23 protein-coding genes are annotated in these 23,622 nt (G+C 43.6%); 10 read left to right on the top strand and 13 right to left on the bottom strand.

The features are described 5' to 3' along the window. Window positions 1-127: 127 nt before the first annotated feature. Window positions 128-1,192, bottom strand: a complete 1,065-nt coding sequence (locus HWQ41_RS24390) for a mannose-1-phosphate guanylyltransferase (protein WP_292768712.1) — start codon at window positions 1,190-1,192, stop codon at window positions 128-130. Between the two features lie 116 nt (window positions 1,193-1,308). Between HWQ41_RS24390 and HWQ41_RS24385 the strand changes: the two genes are divergently transcribed. Then, the gene (locus HWQ41_RS24385) at window positions 1,309-2,823 is read left to right on the top strand and encodes an LCP family protein (RefSeq protein ID WP_292768710.1); all 1,515 of its coding nucleotides are present in this window, start codon (window positions 1,309-1,311) and stop codon (window positions 2,821-2,823) included. 149 nt (window positions 2,824-2,972) lie between these two features. Beyond that, window positions 2,973-3,479, top strand: coding sequence for a pentapeptide repeat-containing protein (locus HWQ41_RS24380; protein ID WP_292768708.1), 507 nt, complete (start codon window positions 2,973-2,975; stop codon window positions 3,477-3,479). Between the two features lie 89 nt (window positions 3,480-3,568). Here HWQ41_RS24380 and HWQ41_RS24375 read toward each other — a convergent pair whose 3' ends face one another. The 9 genes from HWQ41_RS24375 to purE form a co-directional block, all read right to left on the bottom strand. Next, complete coding sequence (locus HWQ41_RS24375; protein WP_292768707.1) at window positions 3,569-3,793, bottom strand: hypothetical protein; 225 nt, start codon at window positions 3,791-3,793, stop codon at window positions 3,569-3,571. A gap of 23 nt (window positions 3,794-3,816) precedes the next feature. Further along, a complete protein-coding gene (locus tag HWQ41_RS24370) occupies window positions 3,817-4,083 on the bottom strand; it encodes an NIL domain-containing protein (protein ID WP_292768704.1) in 267 nt (88 codons plus the stop codon). 149 nt (window positions 4,084-4,232) lie between these two features. Continuing rightward, window positions 4,233-5,108, bottom strand: a complete 876-nt coding sequence (cysW, locus tag HWQ41_RS24365) for a sulfate ABC transporter permease subunit CysW (protein WP_292768701.1) — start codon at window positions 5,106-5,108, stop codon at window positions 4,233-4,235. Further along, window positions 5,095-5,934 (bottom strand): sulfate ABC transporter permease subunit CysT, encoded by an 840-nt coding sequence (cysT, locus tag HWQ41_RS24360; protein WP_292768724.1) that lies wholly within the window; start codon window positions 5,932-5,934, stop codon window positions 5,095-5,097. The genes cysW and cysT overlap by 14 nt, the downstream gene beginning before the upstream one ends. A 269-nt stretch (window positions 5,935-6,203) precedes the next feature. Further along, a complete protein-coding gene (locus HWQ41_RS24355; RefSeq protein ID WP_292768699.1) occupies window positions 6,204-7,349 on the bottom strand; it encodes a sulfate ABC transporter substrate-binding protein in 1,146 nt (381 codons plus the stop codon). 315 nt (window positions 7,350-7,664) lie between these two features. Then, window positions 7,665-8,402, bottom strand: a complete 738-nt coding sequence (locus HWQ41_RS24350) for a sulfite exporter TauE/SafE family protein (RefSeq protein ID WP_292768721.1) — start codon at window positions 8,400-8,402, stop codon at window positions 7,665-7,667. Between the two features lie 784 nt (window positions 8,403-9,186). After that, window positions 9,187-9,966 (bottom strand): class II glutamine amidotransferase, encoded by a 780-nt coding sequence (locus tag HWQ41_RS24345; protein ID WP_292768697.1) that lies wholly within the window; start codon window positions 9,964-9,966, stop codon window positions 9,187-9,189. Between the two features lie 161 nt (window positions 9,967-10,127). Beyond that, window positions 10,128-10,427 carry a putative quinol monooxygenase gene (locus HWQ41_RS24340; RefSeq protein WP_292768693.1) on the bottom strand — a complete coding sequence of 100 codons (300 nt, stop codon included), beginning with the start codon at window positions 10,425-10,427 and terminating at the stop codon, window positions 10,128-10,130. A gap of 72 nt (window positions 10,428-10,499) precedes the next feature. Next, window positions 10,500-11,018, bottom strand: a complete 519-nt coding sequence (gene purE, locus HWQ41_RS24335; RefSeq protein WP_292768690.1) for a 5-(carboxyamino)imidazole ribonucleotide mutase — start codon at window positions 11,016-11,018, stop codon at window positions 10,500-10,502. 159 nt (window positions 11,019-11,177) lie between these two features. Between purE and nagA the strand changes: the two genes are divergently transcribed. Next, complete coding sequence (nagA, locus tag HWQ41_RS24330; protein WP_292768718.1) at window positions 11,178-12,413, top strand: N-acetylglucosamine-6-phosphate deacetylase; 1,236 nt, start codon at window positions 11,178-11,180, stop codon at window positions 12,411-12,413. A 48-nt stretch (window positions 12,414-12,461) separates the two neighbouring features. Here the strand turns inward: nagA and HWQ41_RS24325 are convergent, their stop codons facing one another. Together HWQ41_RS24325 and HWQ41_RS24320 are read right to left on the bottom strand one after the other, a co-directional pair. Next, window positions 12,462-13,586, bottom strand: coding sequence for a site-2 protease family protein (locus HWQ41_RS24325; RefSeq protein WP_292768687.1), 1,125 nt, complete (start codon window positions 13,584-13,586; stop codon window positions 12,462-12,464). 259 nt (window positions 13,587-13,845) lie between these two features. After that, the gene (locus HWQ41_RS24320; protein ID WP_292768685.1) at window positions 13,846-15,555 is read right to left on the bottom strand and encodes a bifunctional diguanylate cyclase/phosphodiesterase; all 1,710 of its coding nucleotides are present in this window, start codon (window positions 15,553-15,555) and stop codon (window positions 13,846-13,848) included. A 354-nt stretch (window positions 15,556-15,909) separates the two neighbouring features. Here HWQ41_RS24320 and HWQ41_RS24315 point away from each other — a divergent pair, with 354 nt between their 5' ends. After that, the gene (locus HWQ41_RS24315) at window positions 15,910-16,062 is read left to right on the top strand and encodes a hypothetical protein (protein WP_292768682.1); all 153 of its coding nucleotides are present in this window, start codon (window positions 15,910-15,912) and stop codon (window positions 16,060-16,062) included. A 191-nt stretch (window positions 16,063-16,253) separates the two neighbouring features. Here HWQ41_RS24315 and HWQ41_RS24310 read toward each other — a convergent pair whose 3' ends face one another. Then, window positions 16,254-16,943, bottom strand: coding sequence for a phosphorylase (locus HWQ41_RS24310; RefSeq protein WP_292768679.1), 690 nt, complete (start codon window positions 16,941-16,943; stop codon window positions 16,254-16,256). 178 nt (window positions 16,944-17,121) lie between these two features. On the opposite strand from HWQ41_RS24310, the gene HWQ41_RS24305 reads away from it, so the two are divergent. The 6 genes from HWQ41_RS24305 to HWQ41_RS24280 all read left to right on the top strand — a co-directional run. Further along, window positions 17,122-19,800 carry an efflux RND transporter permease subunit gene (locus tag HWQ41_RS24305; protein ID WP_292768677.1) on the top strand — a complete coding sequence of 893 codons (2,679 nt, stop codon included), beginning with the start codon at window positions 17,122-17,124 and terminating at the stop codon, window positions 19,798-19,800. Next, entirely contained in the window at window positions 19,800-20,852 is a 1,053-nt protein-coding gene (gene hpnA / locus HWQ41_RS24300; protein WP_292768675.1) for a hopanoid-associated sugar epimerase, read from the top strand. Before HWQ41_RS24305 ends, hpnA begins: the two co-directional genes overlap by 1 nt. Before the next feature lie 35 nt (window positions 20,853-20,887). Beyond that, complete coding sequence (gene hpnH / locus HWQ41_RS24295) at window positions 20,888-21,907, top strand: adenosyl-hopene transferase HpnH (RefSeq protein WP_292768672.1); 1,020 nt, start codon at window positions 20,888-20,890, stop codon at window positions 21,905-21,907. Between the two features lie 199 nt (window positions 21,908-22,106). Continuing rightward, window positions 22,107-22,412 (top strand): GIY-YIG nuclease family protein, encoded by a 306-nt coding sequence (locus HWQ41_RS24290; RefSeq protein ID WP_292768669.1) that lies wholly within the window; start codon window positions 22,107-22,109, stop codon window positions 22,410-22,412. A gap of 177 nt (window positions 22,413-22,589) precedes the next feature. Continuing rightward, complete coding sequence (locus HWQ41_RS24285) at window positions 22,590-22,970, top strand: hypothetical protein (protein ID WP_292768666.1); 381 nt, start codon at window positions 22,590-22,592, stop codon at window positions 22,968-22,970. Between the two features lie 263 nt (window positions 22,971-23,233). Then, a partial coding sequence (locus HWQ41_RS24280; RefSeq protein WP_292768663.1) for an alpha/beta hydrolase occupies window positions 23,234-23,622 on the top strand: 389 nt, incomplete at its 3' end.

Genomic DNA, 23,622 nt, shown 5'->3' with positions numbered 1-23,622 from the left:
GAGGGGGACAAGGAAAGAATTTTCCCAATACCCAATGACCCATGCCCCATGTCCAATGCTCTGCTTTTCGACAGTCAAGTTATAATGGAAAAATAGGCTTTTTCGCCTCTGCCAAGGGTTTTAACTTTTATAGCAGGTCGGTAAATCGGGAATCGCTTTGGAGAATTTTGAGGATCTGCTTGATTTCCTGGGTACGTTCTTTTTTAACAATAAGAGTGACATTGCGATCGCGCACAATCACCACATCCTCTAAACCAATGGTAACAACTACATCTTCTGGATTTGAGGCATAAATAATCGCTCCCTGCGTATCCAGCCCTATATGGGTAGCGAGTTCCACATTCGGAGTCTCTTCTGTCTTCAGTAAGCGTTCGATCGCATTCCAATCTCCTAAATCATCCCAACCAAAATCAACTGGCAAAACGTATGCTAGAGTTGTCTTTTCCATTAGCGCATAGTCTATACTCTTCTTAGGCAACTGGGGGTAGATATCAGGGCCATGTTGTTCTAAAGGTTCGATAATTTCTGGAGCATGGGTATGTAGTTCCTTGAGAACAACCCCTGCCCGAAAAACGAACATGCCACTATTCCAGCTAAAGCGTCCCGTAGATAAAAAAGTTTCTGCTGTTTCACGGTTGGGCTTTTCAGTAAAACGGTTGACGTGAAAAGCTGGCAACTCATTAAAGCTACCTATTTTTTCACCTTGTTCAATGTAGCCATAACCAGTTGATGGAAAAGTAGGCTTGATCCCCAGTGTAACGATCGCTGCTGTGTTTGCTGCCAGTTGCGTAGCCGCGCTTAATGTGTGTGCAAACGCCTTTTGGTCAGCAATCCAGTGGTCAGCAGGGAAAAAGCCAATAACAGCGTCTTCTCCATAGCGCTGTTTGATTTCTAAACTTGTCCAAGCAACGGCTGCGGCAGTGTCTCTTCCTTCCGACTCGATCAGTAAGTTTTGAACTGGCAGATCAGGTAATTGTTGTCGTACCCCTTCAGCTATCTGACTAGAAGTGATAACCCACAAGGAATCCCAACCGCCTCCGAGTGCTAGTAAGCGATCGGCGGTTGCTTGTAATAAGCTTCTAGAGCTACCATCAAGACTTAAAAATTGTTTGGGTCGGTCTTTGCGACTCAGAGGCCAAAAACGTTCACCTTTACCACCAGCAAGGATTACGGGGAACAATAAAGTATTCATGTTGTCATACACGCTTACCGAAGAACATTACAAGTTTACAGTGAGCTTTTCCACTGGCAATATTTGTAGCTTGGATTAACATAACTTTTAGGGAGTGGTTGAGTGGGGAAATAATTGTGATAAAACAAATCGAATGGTCGGAAAATCCGGTGACATCTCAACAAGTAGCATTTGAAAATGAGGTGCGATCGCAGCAAATTCAACGAACGGAAAATCAGGTAACGCCTGCACCAGTAACCGAATCAGAAGAAGAGGTAGGACTAAACCAGCCAGCGAATCCGAACCGTAGCGTCGTCGAATCAGTGGGTGCAATTCCCAATCAGCTTTATGAGAGACTGGGCTTGACCATGCCTCGATGGCTGTTGTGGATCATGACGGTTGTCATCGGCATCATCTTATCTGGGTTGCTGGTATCAACTTTAGCGCTGTGGACTCCTTTATGGAGCAATCTAGATCGAACAGATGAAGATTTAGGAACTACTGCTAAAGACGAGCTAAAAATACCACTACCAGGGGAGTTATGGAGCAAACTCTCCCAGTACCAGCTTTCACGACCGATGAATATTTTAATTATGGGGATTGAACCAGTCAGTGGTACTGTTGATGGTTCACCAGAAAGCTTTGCTGGGAAAAGCGACACCATGCTGCTGGTACGGCTCAACCCTAGTGAAAAATCTGTACGGGTGCTTTCCATTCCCAGAGATACGATGATCGCCATCCCCGAAAAGGGAGAAAAGGGATTAACTAAGGTATCTGATGCTAATGCCAAAGGCGGCCCAGTCTTGGCAGCACGGGTAGTTAGCCGTACCTTAAATAATGCCCCAATCGATCGCTACATCCGCATTTCTACTAGCGGCTTACGGCAGTTAGTCGATCAGTTAGGCGGAGTAGAGGTCTTTGTTCCCCAATCAATGGAATATAAAGACTCTAGCAGTCGGCTGTCAATTAATTTAGTCAGTGGCTGGCAAACCCTCAACGGCGAACAAGCAGAACAGTTTGTCCGATTCCGCGAACCAGGTTTGGGAGATTTGCCGAGAGTGCAGCGTCAGCAAGCACTAACAGCAGCATTGCTGCAACGCCTCAATAGTCCTACTGTCTTACCCAGGTTGCCTCAATTAACTCGCTTGATGCGAAAATACTTTGACACCAACCTGAAGATGGAAGAAATGATGGCGTTGGTGAACTTTGGCCTCAACTTGGATCGAGATAATTTCCAAATGACCATGTTGCCTGGTACGTTTAGCCGTTTTAGCAAAGACCCTGATAGCTATTGGCTGAATATGACTGGACAACAGAGCCTGTTGAATGATTATGTTGGGGTAAATGTACCTGGTCTAAAGCCAGATATGCGCCGGGTTCCTAACCTCAAAATTGCTATTCAAAATGCTTCCAATCAACCTCAGCTAACTGAAAAAGTTATTGCTTATCTCAAACAGAAAGGCTTTACTAATATTTACAAAGTGCCTGATTGGCCAGATACCCAACGTCAAACTCAGATTGTTGTCCAAAAAGGCAACCGACGAGTTGGAGTTGATTTGCAAAAAGTCTTAGGCTTGGGTCAAATAGAGGTGTCGGCGATTGGTGATTTACAATCTGATCTGACAATCCGCATTGGTAAAGATTGGAAATAGCTAAGAGTCATTAGTCATTAGTCATTAGTTAAATGACAAAGAGAGAAGTCTGAGCGCCGGCTTCCGGCGCTCAGACTTCTTCTAAGGGAGACCAAGGCGTAGCTTGCTTAGGAGAAGGGGTACGGGGACTACTGACAAATAATAAAGTTATGAAAAAGATTTTACTGCGCTTTTTTGGTTTGATTGCGATTTTAACACTAGCATTTTTGTGGATAATACTTAATCCCAAACCGGCTTTTGCTCAAGTAAACACAATCAACTACAATAATATAAATTTAGAAAATCGTGACTTTTCTCATGCTGATTTGGCAGGTGTGACTTTTGTCGCAGCAGAAATGCGGGGGGCGAATTTCCAAGGGGCGAATTTAAGCAATGCAATTCTGACTAAGGGAATTTTATTAAAAGCAAATCTGGAAGGTGCAAACTTGAGCGGCGCTTTAGTCGATCGCGTGACTATGGATAGTGCTAACCTGAAAAATGTCATTTTTACAGAAGCAACTTTGACGAGCAGTCGCTTTTATGATGCTGATATCACTGGTGCTGATTTTACAGATGCTTTGATTGACCGCTATCAAGTGTCGCTGCTGTGTGAAAGGGCTGATGGCGTAAATCCAGTTACGGCTGTGTCAACGCGAGATAGTTTGGGTTGTCGATAGTAGGGTCTGTGATGTTAGCGCAGAGAGTACGGCACCAACACCTTAGAATCGGTGCGTTACGGCAAGCCTAACACACCCTACGAAACTAATTAATTTGGCAGGTAATGCTTTATTTTCTCTTTTATTCTATCCGTGCTTCGAGAGTCAATGGTAGTATCTTTTGACTTAGCAATGTAATTGATGTAATTTGCTACATTGACCATAGTATCGTGCAATTTAGCTTTCAAATTACCATTAGCAATAGAAGATAAAACTTTATGCCCATTGGGAGGCTCTGCCACTTGTAAAAGAGGCAGAGCCGCAATGAAAAGCATTTCCTTCTTATTTGCTATAACCCTTACCAATCACTTGCATTAATGTCATCCCAGACTTCCAACTCCAAATTGCGGAGATAGGTTAACCCGCTCTGAATTTGTGCATCTGTTCCTTGTAGTTCAAGGTCAAACCAACCATCACCGACAGCATTGGCTCCCAAAATCGCTGCTGTGATATTCACAGTCAGTCCATAGTCAGACACCAGGCGAGAAATGACAGGTTCCTGGTGATAGTCTTTGGGAATTCTGAGGCGAATCCGTTTATTGGTAAGTGTATTGTCAGTAGCCATATCTGAATTATTTCAATCCCTGATCGGGATTGGTACAGAACTACCCTTAACCCTAATGGTAATTTCCTGATAGGTACTAGGTAAATCGTACCACGTCCCATGATTTGCTTGTATCCTATTCAAAGGATAACTATAATTGGTTGATTTTTCTATTCAACATCTTTAATGCTGGTTTTCCGTTCCAGAATCTCTTTCAGCACTAAGGTTACTACTGCTAGTAACGCTAACAGTACAGCCGCAGAGAAAGCAGCCTCGGTTTCGTATTGTTTGTAAGCATCTTCTACAAACAGTGGTAAACTCTGGGTTTGGTCAGCAATGTTGCCAGATACCACCGAAACCGCCCCGAATTCACCCATTGCTCTGGCATTGGTCAAAATTAAACCGTAGAGTAAGCCCCAACGGATACTGGGCAGGGTGACGCGCAAAAATATCTGCCAATCTTTCGCACCTAGAGTTCTAGCAGCTTCTTCTTGATCCTTACCAAATTCCTCTAAAACAGGAATAACTTCCCGCGCTACAAAGGGCATACTTACAAAGGCTGTAGCCAGCACCATACCTGGAAAGGCAAAGATAATCTTGATATCATGAGCCTGGAGCCAAGGGCCAAACCAGCCATTGCGTCCGTAAAGTAGCACAAGCATCAATCCTGCGACTACGGGCGAAATCGAAAAGGGTAGGTCAATTATGCTCAAAACTATGGCGCGTCCAGGAAATTTATGACGAGCGATCGCCCAAGCTGCACATAAACCAAATACTGTATTCACAGGCAGAGCAATCAAAGCAAGCCATAGCGTCAGCCAAGCTGCATGGAGAAAAGCTGGCCGCGTCAGGTTGGACAGAAATGGCCCAAATCCTTTGCTGAAGGCTTGGACAAAAACATTAATTGCCGGGATATATTGAACTAGGGCTAAATAGGCGATCGCTATACCAATTAAAACTATTGGTACCCAACTCTTCTGCTCTTTAGGCTTGGCTATATCTGTATCAGATGGAGATGAGTGAAAACTTGGCTTATCTACTGTCATATCGCCTTGCCCATGCTTGTAAGAAATTAATTGCCAATAGCAGTACCAATGAAATTGATAGTAAAACTATGCCAATTACTGTTGCACCAGAATAGTCATACTGCTCTAAGCGCTGGAAAATCAGCACAGGTGCAATCAAATCTTGGAATGGCGTATTGGAAGAGATAATCACAGTTGATCCATATTCTCCAACTGCACGGGAGAAACCCAAGGCAACACCAGTTAAAATCGTGGGAAATAAAGGTGGCAAAATCACTTTCCAGAAGGTCTGCCATTGAGAAGCACCTAGACACCAAGCGGCTTCTTCAATTTCACGTTCCATTTCCTGAAGCACGGGTTGCACAGTTCTCACGATAAAAGGTAGTGAGATAAATATCATTGCCACCGCTACTCCCGTGCGGGTAAAAGATACCTTAATTCCCAGTGGTGCTAGTAGCGAACCGATCCAGCCATTATCGCTGTAAACTGTTGCCAGAGTTAGCCCTGCTACCGAAGTTGGTAGTGCAAAGGGTAAATCCACTGTGGCATCAATCAAGCGTTTTAAGGGAAAGTCGTAGCGAACCAGAACCCAAGCAATCAAAGTCCCAAATACGCCATTGAGTAAGGCAGCAAATATCGCTGTAACAAAAGTGACGTTATATGTTGCTAATGCGATATCACTGGTTGCGATCGCCCAAAATCGCGCCGGAGTTTCCGTACTTGCTTTCAGGAACATGGCAATTATGGGGATAAATAACATCACCGTCAGATATCCTATGGTGATTCGCCAAGTACAAGGAACCCGCCCCAATGTCTTCCAGAATGGTGTTTTGCGTTCAACTTCCACAAAAGGAGATACAGTCACGTCGCTTCGCTCCGAATTCAAAATTCAAAATTCAAAATTCAAAATTAACAATCCCCATAAATAAATTTAGTTGCTCTGTATCCTTTTCTTTTTCGGTCATAGTCAAAAACAGGAATTACGCAAACAATAGCCGAAAAGAATGATTTTCTTCTTAGGGGCAATTCATGAATTGCCCCTACAGCGTCTACTTTTGCGTAAGTCCTATCCATAATTAAAGTTAGTTGCTCTGTCCTTCAATTACGAATTACGAATTACCGTTTCTTTTGGGCTTGAATCTTGTCAAAGAGTCCCCCATCTGCGAAGAACTTCTTATCAATTGCTTCCCAACCGCCGAAGTCTGCAACAGTACCCAAATTTTTCACCTTCGGAAATTTGTCTGTGACTTCTTTAGTTTGAGCTAAAGTTTCATCCACAGGTCGGAATCCGAATTTGACAAACTCTTGCTGTGCCTCTGGGCTATAGAGGTATTTGACAAAACCTTCAGCAACTTCGCGGGTTCCGTGCTTATCAACGTTTTTGTCTACCACAGCGATCGGATTGTCGATGGATATATTCACATCGGGAACAACATACTCAACCTTTTGGCCTTTTTGTTGTGCCAAGATAATTTCATTTTCATAGTTGATCAAGGCATCCCCCTGACCCTGCTTGGCAAATGTGTCCGTGGCTTCCCGCGCATCTTTAGTCAGGATTGGCACATTATTGTAAACCTTAGTCACAAATTCAGTCGCTTTAGCCTCATCTCCACCAGTTTTAATGACGGAGTTCCAAAGCGCCAGGAAATTCCACCTAGCAATGCCTGAAGTTTTGGGGTCAGCAGTAATAAGTTTTACATCAGCTTTCGCCAAATCTTCCCAAGTCTTGATGCCTTTAGGATTACCTGGGCGAGTTACTAATGCTGCCACAGTTTTAGAGACAATACCATTGTTGGGAACTTCTTTCTCCCATCCTGGCTGAATCAATCCAGCCTTCTCAATTTTTGAGGTATCTCCAGACAATGCCAAGTGAACAACATCTGCTTCCAAACCATCGATAACGGCGCGAGTTTGGGAACCAGATCCGCCATAGCTTTGCTTGAAGACGACAGTTTGATTATGATCTTTCTTCCACTGTTCGACAAACTTGGGAATGATCGCTTCGTGAGCCGCTTTGGTAACTGCAAACGACACAAGAGTTAATTCAATATTTTCCTTGGTTGCAGCAACAGGATTAGCAGTAGAGGTTTGTGTGGAAGAATTACTCCCAGTTCCACCAGAGCAGGCGGCAAGCGCCACACTCAATACAGTACCTACCAAAAAGAGTGATACAAAGCCTTTGAGCGAATTTAGTCTGAACCTATATGTTCTATGTTCAGCTATCGCTTGTAACCTTTTCAGTGGGCGTTGCCACAAACTCATTCTATTTCCTCCACTAAATCTACAGATAATTGATGGGAATACAGTTATATACTGTTTATAATACTGGATGATTTCATCTATCTAGTTGCAAACAACAAAAAACCTCACATTCTTGACAAAGAATATGGAGATTCTACCAGTTCTGTGAGGAATTACAAATGCTTTTACTTTCAACTATCAAGTTGCGTAGGCGCAGCCCAAACTAGGCATCGCAATTGGCTACCGAGTGTATCAAGCAACTTGCTAGGGAATAGCTAATTTTTGAGGAAAGTCTATTCTAGCGTAGGCGTAGCCCGTCGTAGACATCGGCTTCGCTCAACTGAGTGGAACAAAATCAAGTAACGTCTTGAGTGCAAGAGCGATTACTGTCGTGAGAAATATACGCCGTAACCAGATGTTGCTGAGTTTGAGGGCAACCCGCGCTCCGACAATTCCACCAATGAACATAGTAATACTCAGAATAATACCTAGCTTGTAATCAACTATTCCCTGTGTAAAGAAAATAATGGTGGCAATCAGCGAAGAAAAAATGTTGATAAACTTTGTGTTTGCTACCGCCTGAACAAACGTCATCCGAAATAGGTTGACATAAGCTGCTGTGAGCATGGTGACATAGCCACCACTAAAGAAACCACCATAAATACCAAGTACAAAAGTTGCCACATATCCACCAATTTCTGCTATTGGTGATGGACTCTCTATTGTTGAAATGATTCCGGCATTGCGATTGGTGATTGAAAAGACGGCAACCGCAATTATGAAAATCGAGATAATCAGAGGCATCGATTTTGAAGGTACAACTAAAACAAGTAATGCACCGATGATTGAGCCTAAAAGCGTTAGGAAAATCATTATTGGCAAGCGACTGATGTCAATTGCTTTTTTACCAATAAAAGGCAATGTACCACCAATACTCATAAAGGTTAATGCCAACATATTAGTGGCAAGAGCAGTACGGGGTTCAATACTCAATTGCAACATTACAGGGACGGTAATCAAAGAAGTGCTTCCTGTAATTACACTTATTATACTTGTTATAAAGAAAGTTATCATGAGGAAGAGTAATTGGGTAGCAGTCATTAGAGATTTTATTTTTATATTGTTAGAAATACATTTTTTCCAAGGATGCTTGCAATAGCCAAAAAATATCTAAAGCTCTTATTTGAGAAAACTTACAGCCTTGTTTTAACTATATTAATCTAGATATAATTCAGTGTAAAGCGATAAAGTTTATACCAATAAAAGCGGTATTTTTTAGATAAATTGGTAACAACTAAGTTGGGGGAAATTTGTATAAATTGGTAAATTTTAACAGTGAACTACATCTGTTGTAGAGAACATTGCTCATGCATGTCAACTGAAGGTGAAACCCTTTTAAAACCTCGTTTTCAGGTCAAAGGGACTGACAAATAAAAAAACATCCCAAATTTTATTGTGGGATGGGTGTCCGCACTACGTGCCGCTACGCTAACACCCGTCCTATATTCAGGGCGGGCAGGATGCCCACAAGATGGATAATTTATTTCTTGTCAGTCTCTAAGAAGGAAATGCTTGTTTTTGCGGTTCTGCCGCGAGGAAGTAAGGCAGAGCCTTACAGAGGGCATTCCTAGTCAGAGACTAGGAACGAGGCAATATATTAAAACTTTTTCGCTTACTAGCTTTTACCTGAAGTTGACACGTATGAGTATTACTGTGCCCCTAAATAGCAAGTCTATTTACCTGAAAATAACTATAAATTACTCAATATGAAAAGCAAGAAAAACAAAACCCATCTAGAAAGTATCTAAATGGGAAAGATATCTGGTTAATTTTTGAATTCGCCAACAGGATCAAATTCTTAACTGAATGCATATTTCAGAGGTAATCCGTCCTGAAAAACTAGTAATTCTCCCGGTTGGATTTGTGTCCAAACTTCGTTGTCAGTCAGGGGTGTGGTAGCAATGACAGCGACGCGATCGCGTTCAGTAGTCACTTCCCGAAAATCTACGGTCATGTCTTGGTCAATTAAATGGGCAGCTGCAAAGGGCGCTTGGCGAACAATGTAGCTGAGTTTGGTTGAGCAATAAGCAAACAAGTGTTCTCCATCTGATAATAAGTAATTAAATATACCCAATTTTGCAATTACAGCAGTAATTTCTTGCAGCACAGGGTACAGTTCTTTGATGTCAGGCTTACCCTCAGAAAAGCGCGATCGCAATGTTTCTAGCATCATACAGAATGCTTTTTCACTATCGGTGTCACCTACGGCTTGATAAAATCCCAAATTTTCCGGCTCAAAATTTGGCAAATTACCATTGTGGGCGAACACCCAATACTGACCCCACAATTCTCTGCGGAAAGGATGACAGTTGTGTAGGGCAACTTCACCCTGAGTGGCTTTGCGGATATGGGCTATGACATGGGTTGAGTGGATGGGATAACTCCGCACAAACTCCGCTACGGGAGAAGCAACAGAAGGTTGGGCATCTAAAAACATTCGACATCCCTTTCCTTCAAAGAAAGCAATGCCCCAACCATCGCTATGATCATCCGTTTTTCCTCCCCGTGCAGAAAAGCCTTCAAAAGAAAAGCAAATATCCGTTGGAACATTGCAATTCATTCCGAGCAATTGACACATGGATGTTGTAGCTCTCAATTTTTGACTAAGGTCTCAGGATCAAGATACTTCAGAATGCTGCATTGATTCTGGAGCGATCGCTTCAATCTTAGAATTTAAGGCTGAGATATTCCAAATGATCCCCAACAATAAAGAGTCTGCTTCAAGTTAGCAATATGTGATTATGCCAAAAGATGGTATCGACCGACATGTGGTGCAGCAGTCACTAAACCTTCAAGTTTAGCTGGTACCGCTTGGAGATGGGGTGAATCTAGATGAGTATTCAGGGCTTCATCAGAAGTCCACTCCTCTACAAAAGTAAAGTCTGTTGGATCGTACTGGTTTTGCAAAAGTTCATACTTGATCGCACCTGCTTCCTGACGGGTTGGCTCAATGAGTTCCAACAGTACTGCTTTTAGTTCTTCTACTTTGTTAGGCAAAGCAATAAAACGGGCAACTACGTGAATCGTTTGGTTAGTCATTTATTATGGGGTATTGGGCATTGGGCAGAGGAAAAAGACTTGCTGCTCCCCTGCTCTGGTGTTTAAATTTATTTAAAACATCTGCTGTAAATATTGCTCATAGCCTAGTTGTTCTAGTTTTGCTTGCTTTGCAATTACTGATTCAGATAGGGTTTGGCGATATTGTTGCACTCTTTTTAGCAATTCTGGTTGCTGAGTTGCGAGGATTTGTACTGCTAAAAGCCCAGCATTTTTGGCATTACCGATCGCCACTGTTGCCACAGGAATACCCGCAGGCATCTGTAAAATAGAATATAAAGAATCGACACCTTGTAAGTTACGGGTGGGTACAGGAACACCGATAACAGGAAGTGGAGTTAAAGACGCTACCATTCCAGGCAGATGGGCAGCACCACCTGCACCAGCAATAATCACCTTAATACCGCGTTGGTGTGCAAGTTGAGCATATTCTACCATGCGTTCTGGGGTACGATGAGCAGAAACGATCGCCACTTCGCTCTCAACGCCAAATTCTTCACAAACTGCGATCGCGTCTTTCATGGTGGGCAAATCAGAATCGCTGCCCATAATAATACCAACTAAGGGAGTCATAATAATTCAAAATTCAAAATTCAAAATTCAAAATTGTTTGAGCTAGATATCGAAGCTGTGCAATGCCGATCATCATCTCATCTATTGGCATTGCTTTATATTGATTCATCGGTATTCGTTGCATCTAAAATCAGATTTAGCTATCTTCTCGCCAATGTGATGACTCAAGCAACACAAAATCCTGTAGACATTATCAATGCTAGAGTACCAGGATACAAAGATTTGCAGATGCTCTTGATTAATCATGAGGGCATAATTGAGCAAATCTTGCCAATGGGTACAGTAGGAGTACACAGCCGCTCATCCGTAATAGATGTTGCTGGCGACTGGATTTCATTGGGTGGCGTTGATTTGCAAATTAACGGTGCTTTGGGATTGGCATTTCCTGATTTGACGGCTGAAAATGCTTATATACTCCAGAAAATAAGGCAATTTTTGTGGGATGTCGGGGTAGATGGATTTTTACCGACACTTGTGACAACTTCAGTAGAAAATATTCAGCGATCGCTTGCTATTATTGCTGATATTATCCCCAGTCAACAAGCAGATGCCAAGATTCTGGGAGTACATCTAGAAGGCCCGTTTTTGAATTTCCAAAAGCGCGGCGCACACCCAGCAGAGTACCTCTTACCCTTAACAATTGACGAGGTAAAGCGGGTTTTGGGAGATTATGCTCATATTGTAAAAGTCATCACCTTAGCGCCGGAGTTAGATCGGACTGGTGAAGTAATTCCATATTTGCGTTCTCTGGGGATTATTGTCAGTTTAGGGCATTCTCAAGCAACATCTGCCCAAGCGCAACGTGCCTTTGAACAGGGTGCAACGATGGTAACTCATGCTTTCAATGCCATGCCAGCATTACATCACCGCGAACCAGGATTATTAGGGGCAGCAATTACTCATGCTGATGTGATGTGTGGTTTTATTGCTGATGGTAAACACGTTTCGCCCACAATGCTGCAAATTTTACTTCGTGCTAGCTATCAAGAAAAAGGGCTGTTTCTTGTCAGCGATGCCCTTGCACCTTTGGGGCTACCCGATGGCGTGTATCCTTGGGATAGTCGGCAAATTGAAGTTAAAAACGGTACGGCACAACTGGCGGATGGCACCTTGTCGGGGACGACTTTACCCTTGTTGGTGGGAGTGCAGAATTTGGTAAAATGGGGAATTTGTGATGTAGAAAGTGCGATCGCTTTAGCTACTAATGCACCTAGACAAGCAATTGGTTTACCAGGAATTGCCAAGAGTCAACCCGCTAATTTATTACGCTGGCATTGGGATGATACTACAAAAGAGTTAACTTGGCAACGATTATTTACAGCGTTGCTGAATTGCAGTTATGAGGTTTTACTACGCAAGTCTGTCCCTCTCCGACTCGGAGAGGGACAGACTTGAACTTTAGTTCAAGGCAGGGAGAGGTTCATCGAACTCACGTTAATTAAACTATGCAGGGTTAGGTTGAGTTCGGCTTTGAAGTAGCTGGATAATTGCAGCTTTTTCTAAGATTCCAACTAGAACGCCATTCTCACGAATTACGGGGAGGACAGACAGCTTTTGTTGTTCGAGTAACTGCATGACTTCCAGCAGAGGTTGATCGGATTGGACTGTGGTAGATTGGGTAATTGGTCGCATGACTTCTTTGACTTGAGTTTCTGACCACAGTGCTGTTGGGATGGTTCGTAAATTATCAACAGCGATCGCACCTACTAATTGTCCATGATCATCAGTCACTAAAAACCGATGCCAGTTTTGCCCACTTATGACTCGCTCATCGGCAAATTCTCTCAAGCTAAGATTAGCAGATACAATCGGGCTATCATGAGTTACAGCATCCTGGGCTGTCAAACCTGTGAGCTTTTCTTGCACTCTGGCAAATTGAGCCGCGTTACCAGCATTTTGTAATAAGAAGAAGCCAACTAACAAATTCCAGAAGTTACCGAAACTGCCAAATAATAGTAAGGGAACTATACCTGAAAGAATTGCTACCCAACCAAAGATTTGCCCAACTCGACTAGCAAAGGTGACACCTTTATAAGGATTACCTGTAATTTTCCAAACGATGGCTTTCAGTATATTTCCGCCATCTAAGGGCAAGCCAGGAATAAGGTTAAACAGGGCTAATGCCAAGTTAACAGACGCTAGAACACCAAGAATTGCAGCTAACGGGCCTGATGCAGCAGTAGTAACACCAATAGCTGTAAGGATACCGCATAGTATTAAACTAACTATTGGCCCGGCGATCGCTACCCAGAAAGCTTCACCTGGAGTTTTCGACTCTTTTTCTAAGCTAGCCAAACCGCCAAATATAAACAGTGTGATCGATTTGACATCAATTCCCTGACGAATCGCAACGAAACTGTGGCCTAATTCATGGGCGACGACAGAGGCAAATAACATCAGCGCTGTCATCAGTCCTAGTAGCAAAGCTAATCCCGCAGACAATTGGGGAAATTGCGCCCCCAGTCCACTGCTATAGCTCCAAGTTACCAAACCCAGAACTAAAAACCATGACGGATGGATATAGAAGGGAATTCCGAAGAGATTACCAACGCGAATTGTGCCATTCATGTCGTTCACCTTTGATTTCAGCTTCGAGAGGTTTACTTTCGTCCTTCTCGATGTCTTCAGTGTAACGAGATGTTAAGAGATTTTAATCTTGATGACGGTAGTGGTGTCCGTCCGTAAAGGTGCGGTTATTGGGCCACTGCCGTGAGTAATACCATTTCACACAAACCCTGATACATATAGATTTCTCGTAGGGGCACAGCATTGCTGTGCCCCTACCAACGTGTCTGCCTTTTTCCGGTCAATGGTATTAGGCATCCACTTATGCTGCAATTATCTCCATATGCTGAGAACTTTTCTGCAACATCGGAGTAATTAGATCAGCAGGGACAGGACGACTGAAGTAATAACCCTGACCTTCGTCACATCCACGCATTTGCAGGTAGTTAAGCTGTTCTTTGGTTTCTACACCCTCTGCCGTGATTTTCAACCGGAGGCTCTTGGCGAGGGCAATGATGGCATCGGTGATGGCGGCGCTATCAGGATTGGACATATCCTTTACAAATGACTGATCAATCTTGAGCATATTCACAGGAAAGCGCTTCAAGTAGTTGAGAGAGGAATAACCGGTGCCGAAGTCATCTAGAGCCAAGCATATATCCAGTTCTCGTAATTGTTTTAAGGTTTTAACTGATCGCTCAATGTCACCCATCAAGAAGCTTTCCGTGACTTCCAGTTCCAGGTAAGATGTTTTGAGTCCAGTCTCCTCAAGAATTTGGCTGACGACTTCAACCAGATTCGGTTGTTCAAACTGTCGAGATGACAGATTTACAGATATCCGAATTGGGGTAAATCCAGCAAGCTGCCAAGCACGGTTTTGGGCGCAAGCAGTTCGCAAGACCCATTCGCCAATTGGTACGATTGCACCATTGGCTTCGGCAATGGGAATAAACTTGGCTGGAGAAATAAAACCTAATGTAGGATGCTGCCAGCGAATCAACGCTTCCATACCTGTAATTTGTCCATTGTGTAAATCAATCAGAGGTTGATAATAAACCAGCATTTCGTTGCGCCCAAGCGCCCCATGTAATTCATTTTCTAAGGTCAGTCGCTCCTGCAACTGAGCATTAATTTCCGGCGAATAGTATTGGTATTGGCTACGCCCTTGCCGCTTCGCCTGGTACAGTGCCATGTGAGCCTGTTGCAAGAGTTGATCTACGCTATTAGAATCATTTAGGTCATTAATTGTGATGCCGATGCTGGCGGTGATATGAATCAAGTTACCCTCTAAAAAGAAGGGTTTTTTCAGCGTACTTAACAGCAGTTGAGATAGCTGAATCACACTTTCAAAAGAAACAATCTCCATACGGGCAAGGACAAATTCATCTTTACTCAAATGGGCAAGAATATCTGTTTGTGCGATGCAGGTTGATAACCTCTGAGCAACTGCTCTTAACAACAAATTTGTTGTCTGATGCTCCAACCCATGACTCATACCTGTGAAATCATCAATAGCCAGCAAAAAGACAGCTACAAGGCGCTGATTATGTTCAGGTTGGGATAGAATCTGGTGGAGGCGATCGCGGAATAAATCACGATTGGGTAATCCAGTTAGATCATCATAATTAGTGATGTAGTGAATTAACTCATCTAATTTGTGAAGAGTTTGTGAGGTATCCGCCATCAATGTACCCGCTTCATCAGCAAATTCTGTGGGCAGTTCAGGTAGGGTTTTGGTGTTTAGATAATTTTGCAATGCAGCAGATGTCAAAATAACCGGTCTGAGAAGGTGGTTTAGGGCGTAGAGGGTAGCGGCCGTACCCCCTAACGTAGCCAACAAAGCAACGCTCATAACTCGCGCCGCCATTTCCAAGGAATAGGAGTTTGAGATGAGGAAACTCAAAAGTAAGGACAGAAGTGGTACATGAGTGCCCAAAAATGCTACCAACATGATTTTAGCGGTGTAACTTTTTTTGAGCCATCTGAAACGAGCTAGGAACGAGTACAGGTAGAGCTTGTAATTGAGCTTCATAAATTCTGTTCGATAGTTGGCAAATTAGTTCCGAGCTATCCTGGCAAAAGAGTATTTTTGATTCACAATCCAATGGAATCATCTCTCTCATGGAACCCAACCCTGAGCAGGTCATATATTATGCTTCCCAATATCGTTTTCTACTTGATCTATCTAACGATGAAGTTTCTGTAAAACTTATTCCACAAGCAATTTTACAATCAATACGGAATTGTGTTAATTGTTACCGTATTAGGATTTATTAGTCTGTTTTAACGTGATATAAAAGCAAAACTAACTACATGTAAACACTGATAAATATCGGTTTTCATCTGTGGTTCGATTTCACAAATTCCGACTTATGCCAGAGGTCTAATGACTTTTGACTACCCTAACGATGAAGTGTGCAATTACAGCAGTTTTCATTTAATTGAACTACATTATGTTGTAGGGAACATTGTTCATTGGTATCAACTTAAGGTGAAAGGCAGCCTGGAATTTAGCTTTGAAAGCTTGCCTCGTTCCTAGTCTCCGACTGGGAATGCCCTTCATTGAGGCTCCGCCTCTTGACTTGCGGCAGAGCCGCTTTTGATTTGCATTTCCAGCCAGAGGTTAGAAACGAGGTTTTAAAGGAGTTTTAGCTGAAGTTGACACGTATGAGCAATGTTCCTTACCGCGTGGTCTATTTAAGAAGAAAATTGCTCTAATGACGTAACAGATTATTTCAAGCTATAGCCAGAAAAGAGCAGATTTGTAACTTGCTCTAACACCTTTAATGCTGTTAATGAACCTCGAATCAGCCGAGTAGCAGCAAGGGGTTGTCGAAGCATTGCGATCGCTAAAGCCAAAGGGTTTAGGGAGCCATCAGAGTTAATTGCTGGTGTGAGATCGGGGATATTATGCTGACAATCGTCGCTGACTACTCGCAGTATTGCCACGGTTATCCCAGCTGCATTGAAAAACTCTAGGGCGGTAAATCCTTCCATATCAACAACATCAGCCGCCAAAGTCTCACCCAAACGGCGTTTTTCGGCAGCAGACCAAATCACGCGATCGCTTGTCATTGACTTGACTAAAGATACTTTTTCTGATATCGAAGAGTGCAATTGGGCTGTGAAAGTGCGATCGCATTCTTGCTGCTTCCCCTGATAAACACAATCTTGATACAGCACAATATCACCAACTTTGTAGCGATCGCTCAAGCTGCCACATATACCCATAATCAGCACTCTGGACTTTGGAGCCAGAAATTGTCCTTGTTGTAGGTATTTGAGTAAAGGCTTCATCCCAACAGGTATGGCTATTACCGTTGGGATGGAGCCAGTAACGCCGCGAAAGGCGCGACACACAGCTTTATATTCTGCTCCCTGAGGTACCAGAATTGTGTTGATGGGGAAAAAATTAGGCACTAGCCCTCTCGACAGTTTCAAGTTTGATCTTTGAAGTTTCCTTTTGGATTAAAAATTTTGCCCTATCTGAGTGACAATAAGTAATATTGCCGTTTAGTAGTAACCAAAACTCGCAAACCGAAGGTGATTGCTGTAGCATGACTAAATAATTGTGTCACCCACACGATAGTTTTCCAAGATGGTAAAGCTTCATAACTCCAAATCCGCACGAGAACTCTTCAATATTTCCAAATTGGCGATTCAATTTTCGTGGCTGACGGTGAGTTTTTGGATTGCCGTAACGGTAGCTGGTGTTCTGGCTTTCAGTTCCCTTAAGTATGCCTTGTTTCCAGATATTACCTTTCCAGTGGTAGTTGTGAATGCTACAGCGCCCCTGACAACTGCCCTGGATACCGAGGCGAAGCTCACCCAACCCTTGGAAGAACGCCTCCGCTCCCTAGAAGGACTGGAGGATATCCGCTCATCCACCTATCCTGGTCAAACTGCTGTTAGCCTTTCTTTTGCCGTTGGGACGAATTTAGAAACATCGACCAAAAAGGTGGAAACTGCCCTGAAGCAGTTGACTTTGCCTCAAGGAGCAACTGACAAAATTATTCCTCTGAATCTAAACGAGTCAGCCGCCATTAGTTATGCCATAGAGAGTCCGTCGCGGAATCTCAAAGATTTGACAAAGTTAGCGCAAGATGAGATTGTTAGTGCGATCGCTAAACTACCAGGAGTTCTGAAAGTCTCACTACTGGGCGCTGCTACTGCAACTCCTCCGGTAAATCCAGCGAATGCAAGTGCAGCTGCTCTTACCCAAACTGGGGCGACATTAGTGCGGTTTAACGGTCAAGATGCACTCGCATTTCAGGTAATCAAACGCGGTAGCGCTAACACCTTGGAAGTAGTGAGTCAGGTTGAAAAAGAAGTTCAAAGGCTACGCTCTACCCTCAAGGATATCAACCTCACTTTAGCTGCCACCCAAGCAGAATATATCCGCCACGCTACCCAGTCAACAATCGATGCTTTGCTGGAAGCAGTCGTCTTGTCGATAGTGGTAATTTTTCCTTTTTTGTGGAATTGGCGGGCAACTCTCATCTCTGCCTTAGCGATTCCTACGTCTTTGTTGGCGACATTTATCGTCATGGCGATTTTCGGCTTCAACCTGGAAACAATCACCCTACTGGCTCTAGCTTTGGTGATTGGTAGTATTGTTGATGATGCGATCGTGGATGTAGAAAACATCATGCGACACGTTGAAGATGGGGAAACTCCTCGCCAAGCGGCGCTTTTAGCGACAAATGAGATTGGGTTGACAGTCACCGCCGCCACCTTGACAGCAGTAGCAGTTTTTCTGCCCATAGGTTTGATGGGTGGGGTAATCGGTCAGTTCTTCAAGCCTTTCGGCATCACTGTTTCAGCCGCTATGCTTGCTTCTATGCTAGTTGCTCGGACTTTATCTCCAGTTCTGGCTATCTACTGGCTGAAACCTAAATCCTCGCTCTCCCCGCGTCGGGAAGCAAAAATCTGGGTGGCGTTTACCCAATCTTACAGAAAGTTGCTAAGTTGGTCTTTGAATCACCGCAAGATAGTTATCGGGTTAGCTGTCCTCAGCTTCATCGCAGGTATAACACTGATTCCACTAATTCCCAAAGGGTTTATTCCCAAACTCGATCGCGGCGAATTTAATATTGCTTATACGGCTCCTTTGCCGAGTATCCCTGATTTGGCAAGTAAGGGAGCAGGGGGAGAAAAATTAACTCCCTCATCCCAATCCCTAATCCCCAACCCTTTGAACGATTCTCTTGAGGTTGCGAAGAAACTAGAAGAGGTTGTGATCAAATCACCGGCAGTTGAAACGGTATTTACCACTGTTGGTTCTCGTGAGGGTGAGCCGAATAAAGGCACACTATATGTAAAGTTAAAGGGCGATCGCACAATCACAACTGCGGAACTACAAGATCAGTTGCGCTCCTCCTTACCTGCTCTTTCTGGGGTAACTACTAGTGTCGAAGATATTCAATTTGTTGATTCCGGCGGTCAAAAACCCCTCCAAATAGCATTACAAGGTGATAATCTCCAAGCTCTGAGCAAAGCAGTCAAAGCGATTAAAGAAAGGATTCAGAGGCTACCGGGATTCGCTGATGTCACAGTTACAGGTGAAACGAATCCGCAGGGCACGGTTTTTCAGATTGAGCGTCTGAATAATCAGCGGGTGGCCTATATCAGTGCTAATCTTGGCAAAAATCTGTCTTTGGGTGATGCTACTGACAAAGTGGTAGCTGAAGCAAACGCGGTGTTACCCTCTAATGTTTCCTTAAATTTAGGGGGAGACTCTGCCCGTCAAAGTGAAGTGTTTGGCAGTTTCGGGACTACTCTGGCCTTATCTGCCCTGTGCATTGTCATAGTATTAATTTTGCTGTTCCAAAGCTGGGTAGATCCTCTGGTGATTGGTGTCTCTTTGCCTTTAGCACTAGTGGGGGCAATGTTGGCGCTACTAATCACCAAGAGCGACTTTGGCATGATCTCACTGATCGGTTTCGTCTTTTTGCTGGGGCTTGCAAATAAAAATGCTATTTTGCTGGTGGATTACATCAACCAGTTACGCAATGCTGGCTTAGACCGCACCGAGGCGATCCTCAACACCGGACTAGTGCGCCTCAGACCAATTATGATGACCACCGCCTCCACTATTTTAGGGATGCTACCGATCGCACTAGGTTTTGGTGCTGGTTCGGAATTGCGATCGCCTATGGCTGTAGCGATCGCAGGTGGACTAGTAACTTCAACTATCCTCAGTTTGATTGTTGTGCCAGTAGTTTACACTATTTTGGATGATTGGTTTCCCCGATTTAAGAAGAGGGGAACAGCTTGATGCAAGTTTTTGTCACCGGGGGTACAGGTTTCATTGGTGCCCACTTGGTACGGTTGCTCCTGCAACAGGGTTACACAGTCAAAGCACTGGTACGCCAGAGCAGCAATTTGGAGAATCTACGCGATTTGGATGTGGAAATTGTCAAAGGCGATTTGAATTCACCAAATCTCTGGCAACAGATGGCAGGTTGTCAATACCTATTTCATGTCGCAGCCCATTATTCACTGTGGCAAACAGACCGGGAGTTACTCCACCGTCACAATGTCCTGGGTACGCGCAATGTGTTAGCAGCAGCTCGCAAAGCTGGCATTGAACGCACCGTTTACACCAGTTCAGTGGCGGCAATTGGGGTAGGATCATCTGGTCAAGTTGTCGATGAAACACATCAGAGTCCCTTAGAAAAGTTGGTGGGTGACTATAAAAAGTCTAAGTTTTTGGCTGAACAAGAAGCCATGCAAGCCGTTGCTACAGGTCAGGAGGTAGTTATTGTCAATCCCAGCAGCCCCATTGGCTCGTTAGATATCAAACCTACTCCTACGGGTGATATAATTTTACGGTTTTTACGACGGCAAATGCCCTTTTACTTGGATACTGGTCTAAATTTTATCGATGTGCGAGATGTGGCATGGGGGCATTTACTGGCTTTGCAGCGAGGTAAATCAGGCGATCGCTATATCTTAGGTAATCAAAACCTCAGTCTCAAGCAACTACTCGAACAACTCGCCGATATCACAGGTTTAAGCGCACCTCAACGAACCGTACCCGCTTGGTTGCCTCTTAGTGTTGCCTGGGTTGATGAAAAGATTCTCGCACCACTGGGGAAATTGCCCTCAGTGCCATTGGATGGCGTTCGGATGGCGAAACAGCCTATGTATTATGATGCCGCCAAGGCTGTACGAGAATTGGGTCTACCCCAATCTTCACTGAATGCAGCACTCAAGGAAGCTGTGGATTGGTTTGTTGCTCAGGGTTACGTCAACCCCGGAGGGGAATTCAAAATTCAAAATTCAAAATTCAAAATTAAAGACCCCACAGATAAATCTTGGGGCTGAGAACGTGGTGTTTTGATCAACAGAGGAGTAATAGAATGGCAGTTAATCTACAACAAGCTATGGATATTGGGAAGTATCTTGTTACGCAGCGTTTGAAAGGACGTAAACGCTTCCCCTTAGTATTGATGTTGGAACCTCTTTTTCGGTGTAATCTCGCTTGTACGGGTTGTGGTAAAATCCAACATCCAAAGGAAATTTTAAAGCAAAATCTCACCCCAGAACAGTGCTTTACCGCAGTGGAAGAGTGCGGCGCACCGGTTGTCTCAATTCCTGGGGGAGAACCTCTGCTGCACCCCCAGATTGATGAGATTGTCCGGGGATTAATTGAGCGCAAGAAATATATTTACTTGTGTACTAATGGTTTGTTGTTAGAAAAGAGTCTGGATAAGTTTCAACCTTCTCCTTACCTGACTTTTAGCGTGCATTTAGATGGGATGCGGGAGTTGCACGATCAGTGTGTCGATCGCCAAGGTGTTTTTGATATTGCTGTCAAAGCGATTCGCGCCGCTAAAGCTAAAGGCTTTCGAGTTACTACTAACACCACTATCTTTGAGGGTACTCAACCCAAAGATATGCAAGAGTTTTTCGACTTTCTGGAAACACTAAATACTGACGGAATGATGATTTCTCCCGGTTACAGTTACGAGTGGGCACCAGATCAAGATCATTTTCTCCACCGTGAACAAACACGCGCCCTCTTCCGGGAAATTCTGGCTCCATACAAAGCTGGTGAAAAAAACTGGAACTTCAATCACAATCCGCTATTCTTAGATTTTCTCACTGGTGAGAAAGACTACGAATGCACGCCTTGGGGTAGCCCTAGTTATAGCGTTCTCGGTTGGCAAAAACCTTGCTATCTGCTGAACGAAGGTTATTACTCTACCTTCAAGGAATTACTAGCACAAACTGACTGGAGTCAATACGGCCAGAAGAGTGGTAATCCCAAGTGTGCCGATTGTATGGTTCACTGCGGCTACGAACCCACCGCCGCAATGGATGCAATGCAGCCGCAAAATATGGCGCGTGCCCTTGGCAGTGTGTTTGGCAGGAACTAGTAAGTACTAAATGCTACATATTTCCAGGGTGCGATGCCTGGGTTGGGCGTAGCTGCGGCACCCTGGAAATTTTGATTACACTAGAATGTGCATTATTTCAGTGAGACTCTAAACAAAATACCCCCCACCATACCACTAGTCCGGGATTAACGGGCATTCTATTAAAAAGGTAAGCATCTAACACTGTTATTGTGAAGTTATGAAGTGGAAGGATTGGTCAAATATTCTGTTTAGAGAACGGTATACTTTGCCGGACTGTTCTGGAGTATATGTGATAGCTGATGCTAATGACCGCGTTTGGTATGTAGGTCAGGCTGCAAATCTTAAGGGCAGATGGGCTGGAAAATCGCACCATAGATATCCACAATTAATTAGGTCAAATCGCCAACTCTGCCACAGAATTTATTGGAAAGAATTCCCAATCAATTTTTTAGATGAGCAGGAGCAACATTATATCAACTTGTTTCAACCAGAACTGAACGGTTGTAAAGTTAAAAAGTATTGACCAAAAAAACCTCAAATTGAGCGCGAAATCAAACGTTTATTAAAAGTAATAAATAAATTAACATCTCTTTTTAATGTTATTCGTTCAGTAGTTGCTGGTGAATATCAAAGTGATGATGGAATACGTTGCATAGTAATTTTTATAAATATCAATGACTATGAAATAATTAGTAATTCAATGCGAAAGCGATATAGCCCGGAAGTAAGAAAAGCTTGGACTATTTATAAACCTGACTGCGGCAGAGACAAGGATAATTACACTCCTCCTTGGATACCAGCATACAATTTTGATAGTTACAGACTTGAATTTGTGATTACAGAGTGGGAGTTTTTTGAATATTTGGCTAATAACTCCAGTGCTTATGAGCGTTATCTAGGTATTGCTGAACTGTTTGGTATACAGGTAAAAGCACTAAAAGACTTAAGGATTTTAAATGAATTACTAATGGAAGAGGAATATAGTTACACAAATTCTGACGGCAAGAAAATCCTCAAAACTGCTGCCTACATCAACTATCGCAAGCATATATTTAACTGCTTGCTATCACTTACTGAATGAACCAGCGGATTATCACCTTGGTAGCCTAACTCACGCTAATTCGAGCTACAGCGTTATGGCTGTTTTATTGAAATGACATTCAGCGCTACTAGAGCGAATTGACCAGTCGTTGTAGATTAAAGTGGTTGTGGTAGTTCACGCATTATGATTGTACTGGAATGTGCCCACCAACATGCGATAAGAGCAAAAAGAGGATGCTTCTTCAGAGATATCGCGACAGTTCCCTCAGCCAACTTATGCGAAATTCATAAGGAAAAATACTCATGCCATTTGTATCTATTCGTGATTTGCAAATGTATTATGAGATTCGTGGCACAGGTCAACGCCTGCTCAGTATCAGTGGTACTGGAGGTGACTTGCGCCGCTCACCCACTATTTTTGACTCACCGCTAGCCCCACACTTTGAAATCCTAGCTTACGATCAGCGTGGTCTTGGCCAAACCTCAAAACTCGATATTCCCTACACCGTAGCAGATTACGCTGCCGATGCTGACTCTTTACTCAATGCAGTAGGGTGGGATAACTGCCATGTCATAGGAATTTCCTTTGGGGGTATGGTAGCCCAAGAGTTGGCACTGCGCTATCCGCATCGCGTTGAACGTCTTGTTTTGGCGTGTAGTAGCAGTGGCGGTGCTGGTGGATCGTCATATCC

The sequence above is a fragment of the Nostoc sp. NOS(2021) genome, from assembly GCF_017115025.1.
Classification (GTDB): domain Bacteria; phylum Cyanobacteriota; class Cyanobacteriia; order Cyanobacteriales; family Nostocaceae; genus Nostoc.
Note: the sequence above shows the minus strand (reverse complement) of the source record. Positions and strands in the feature narration are given on the sequence as shown.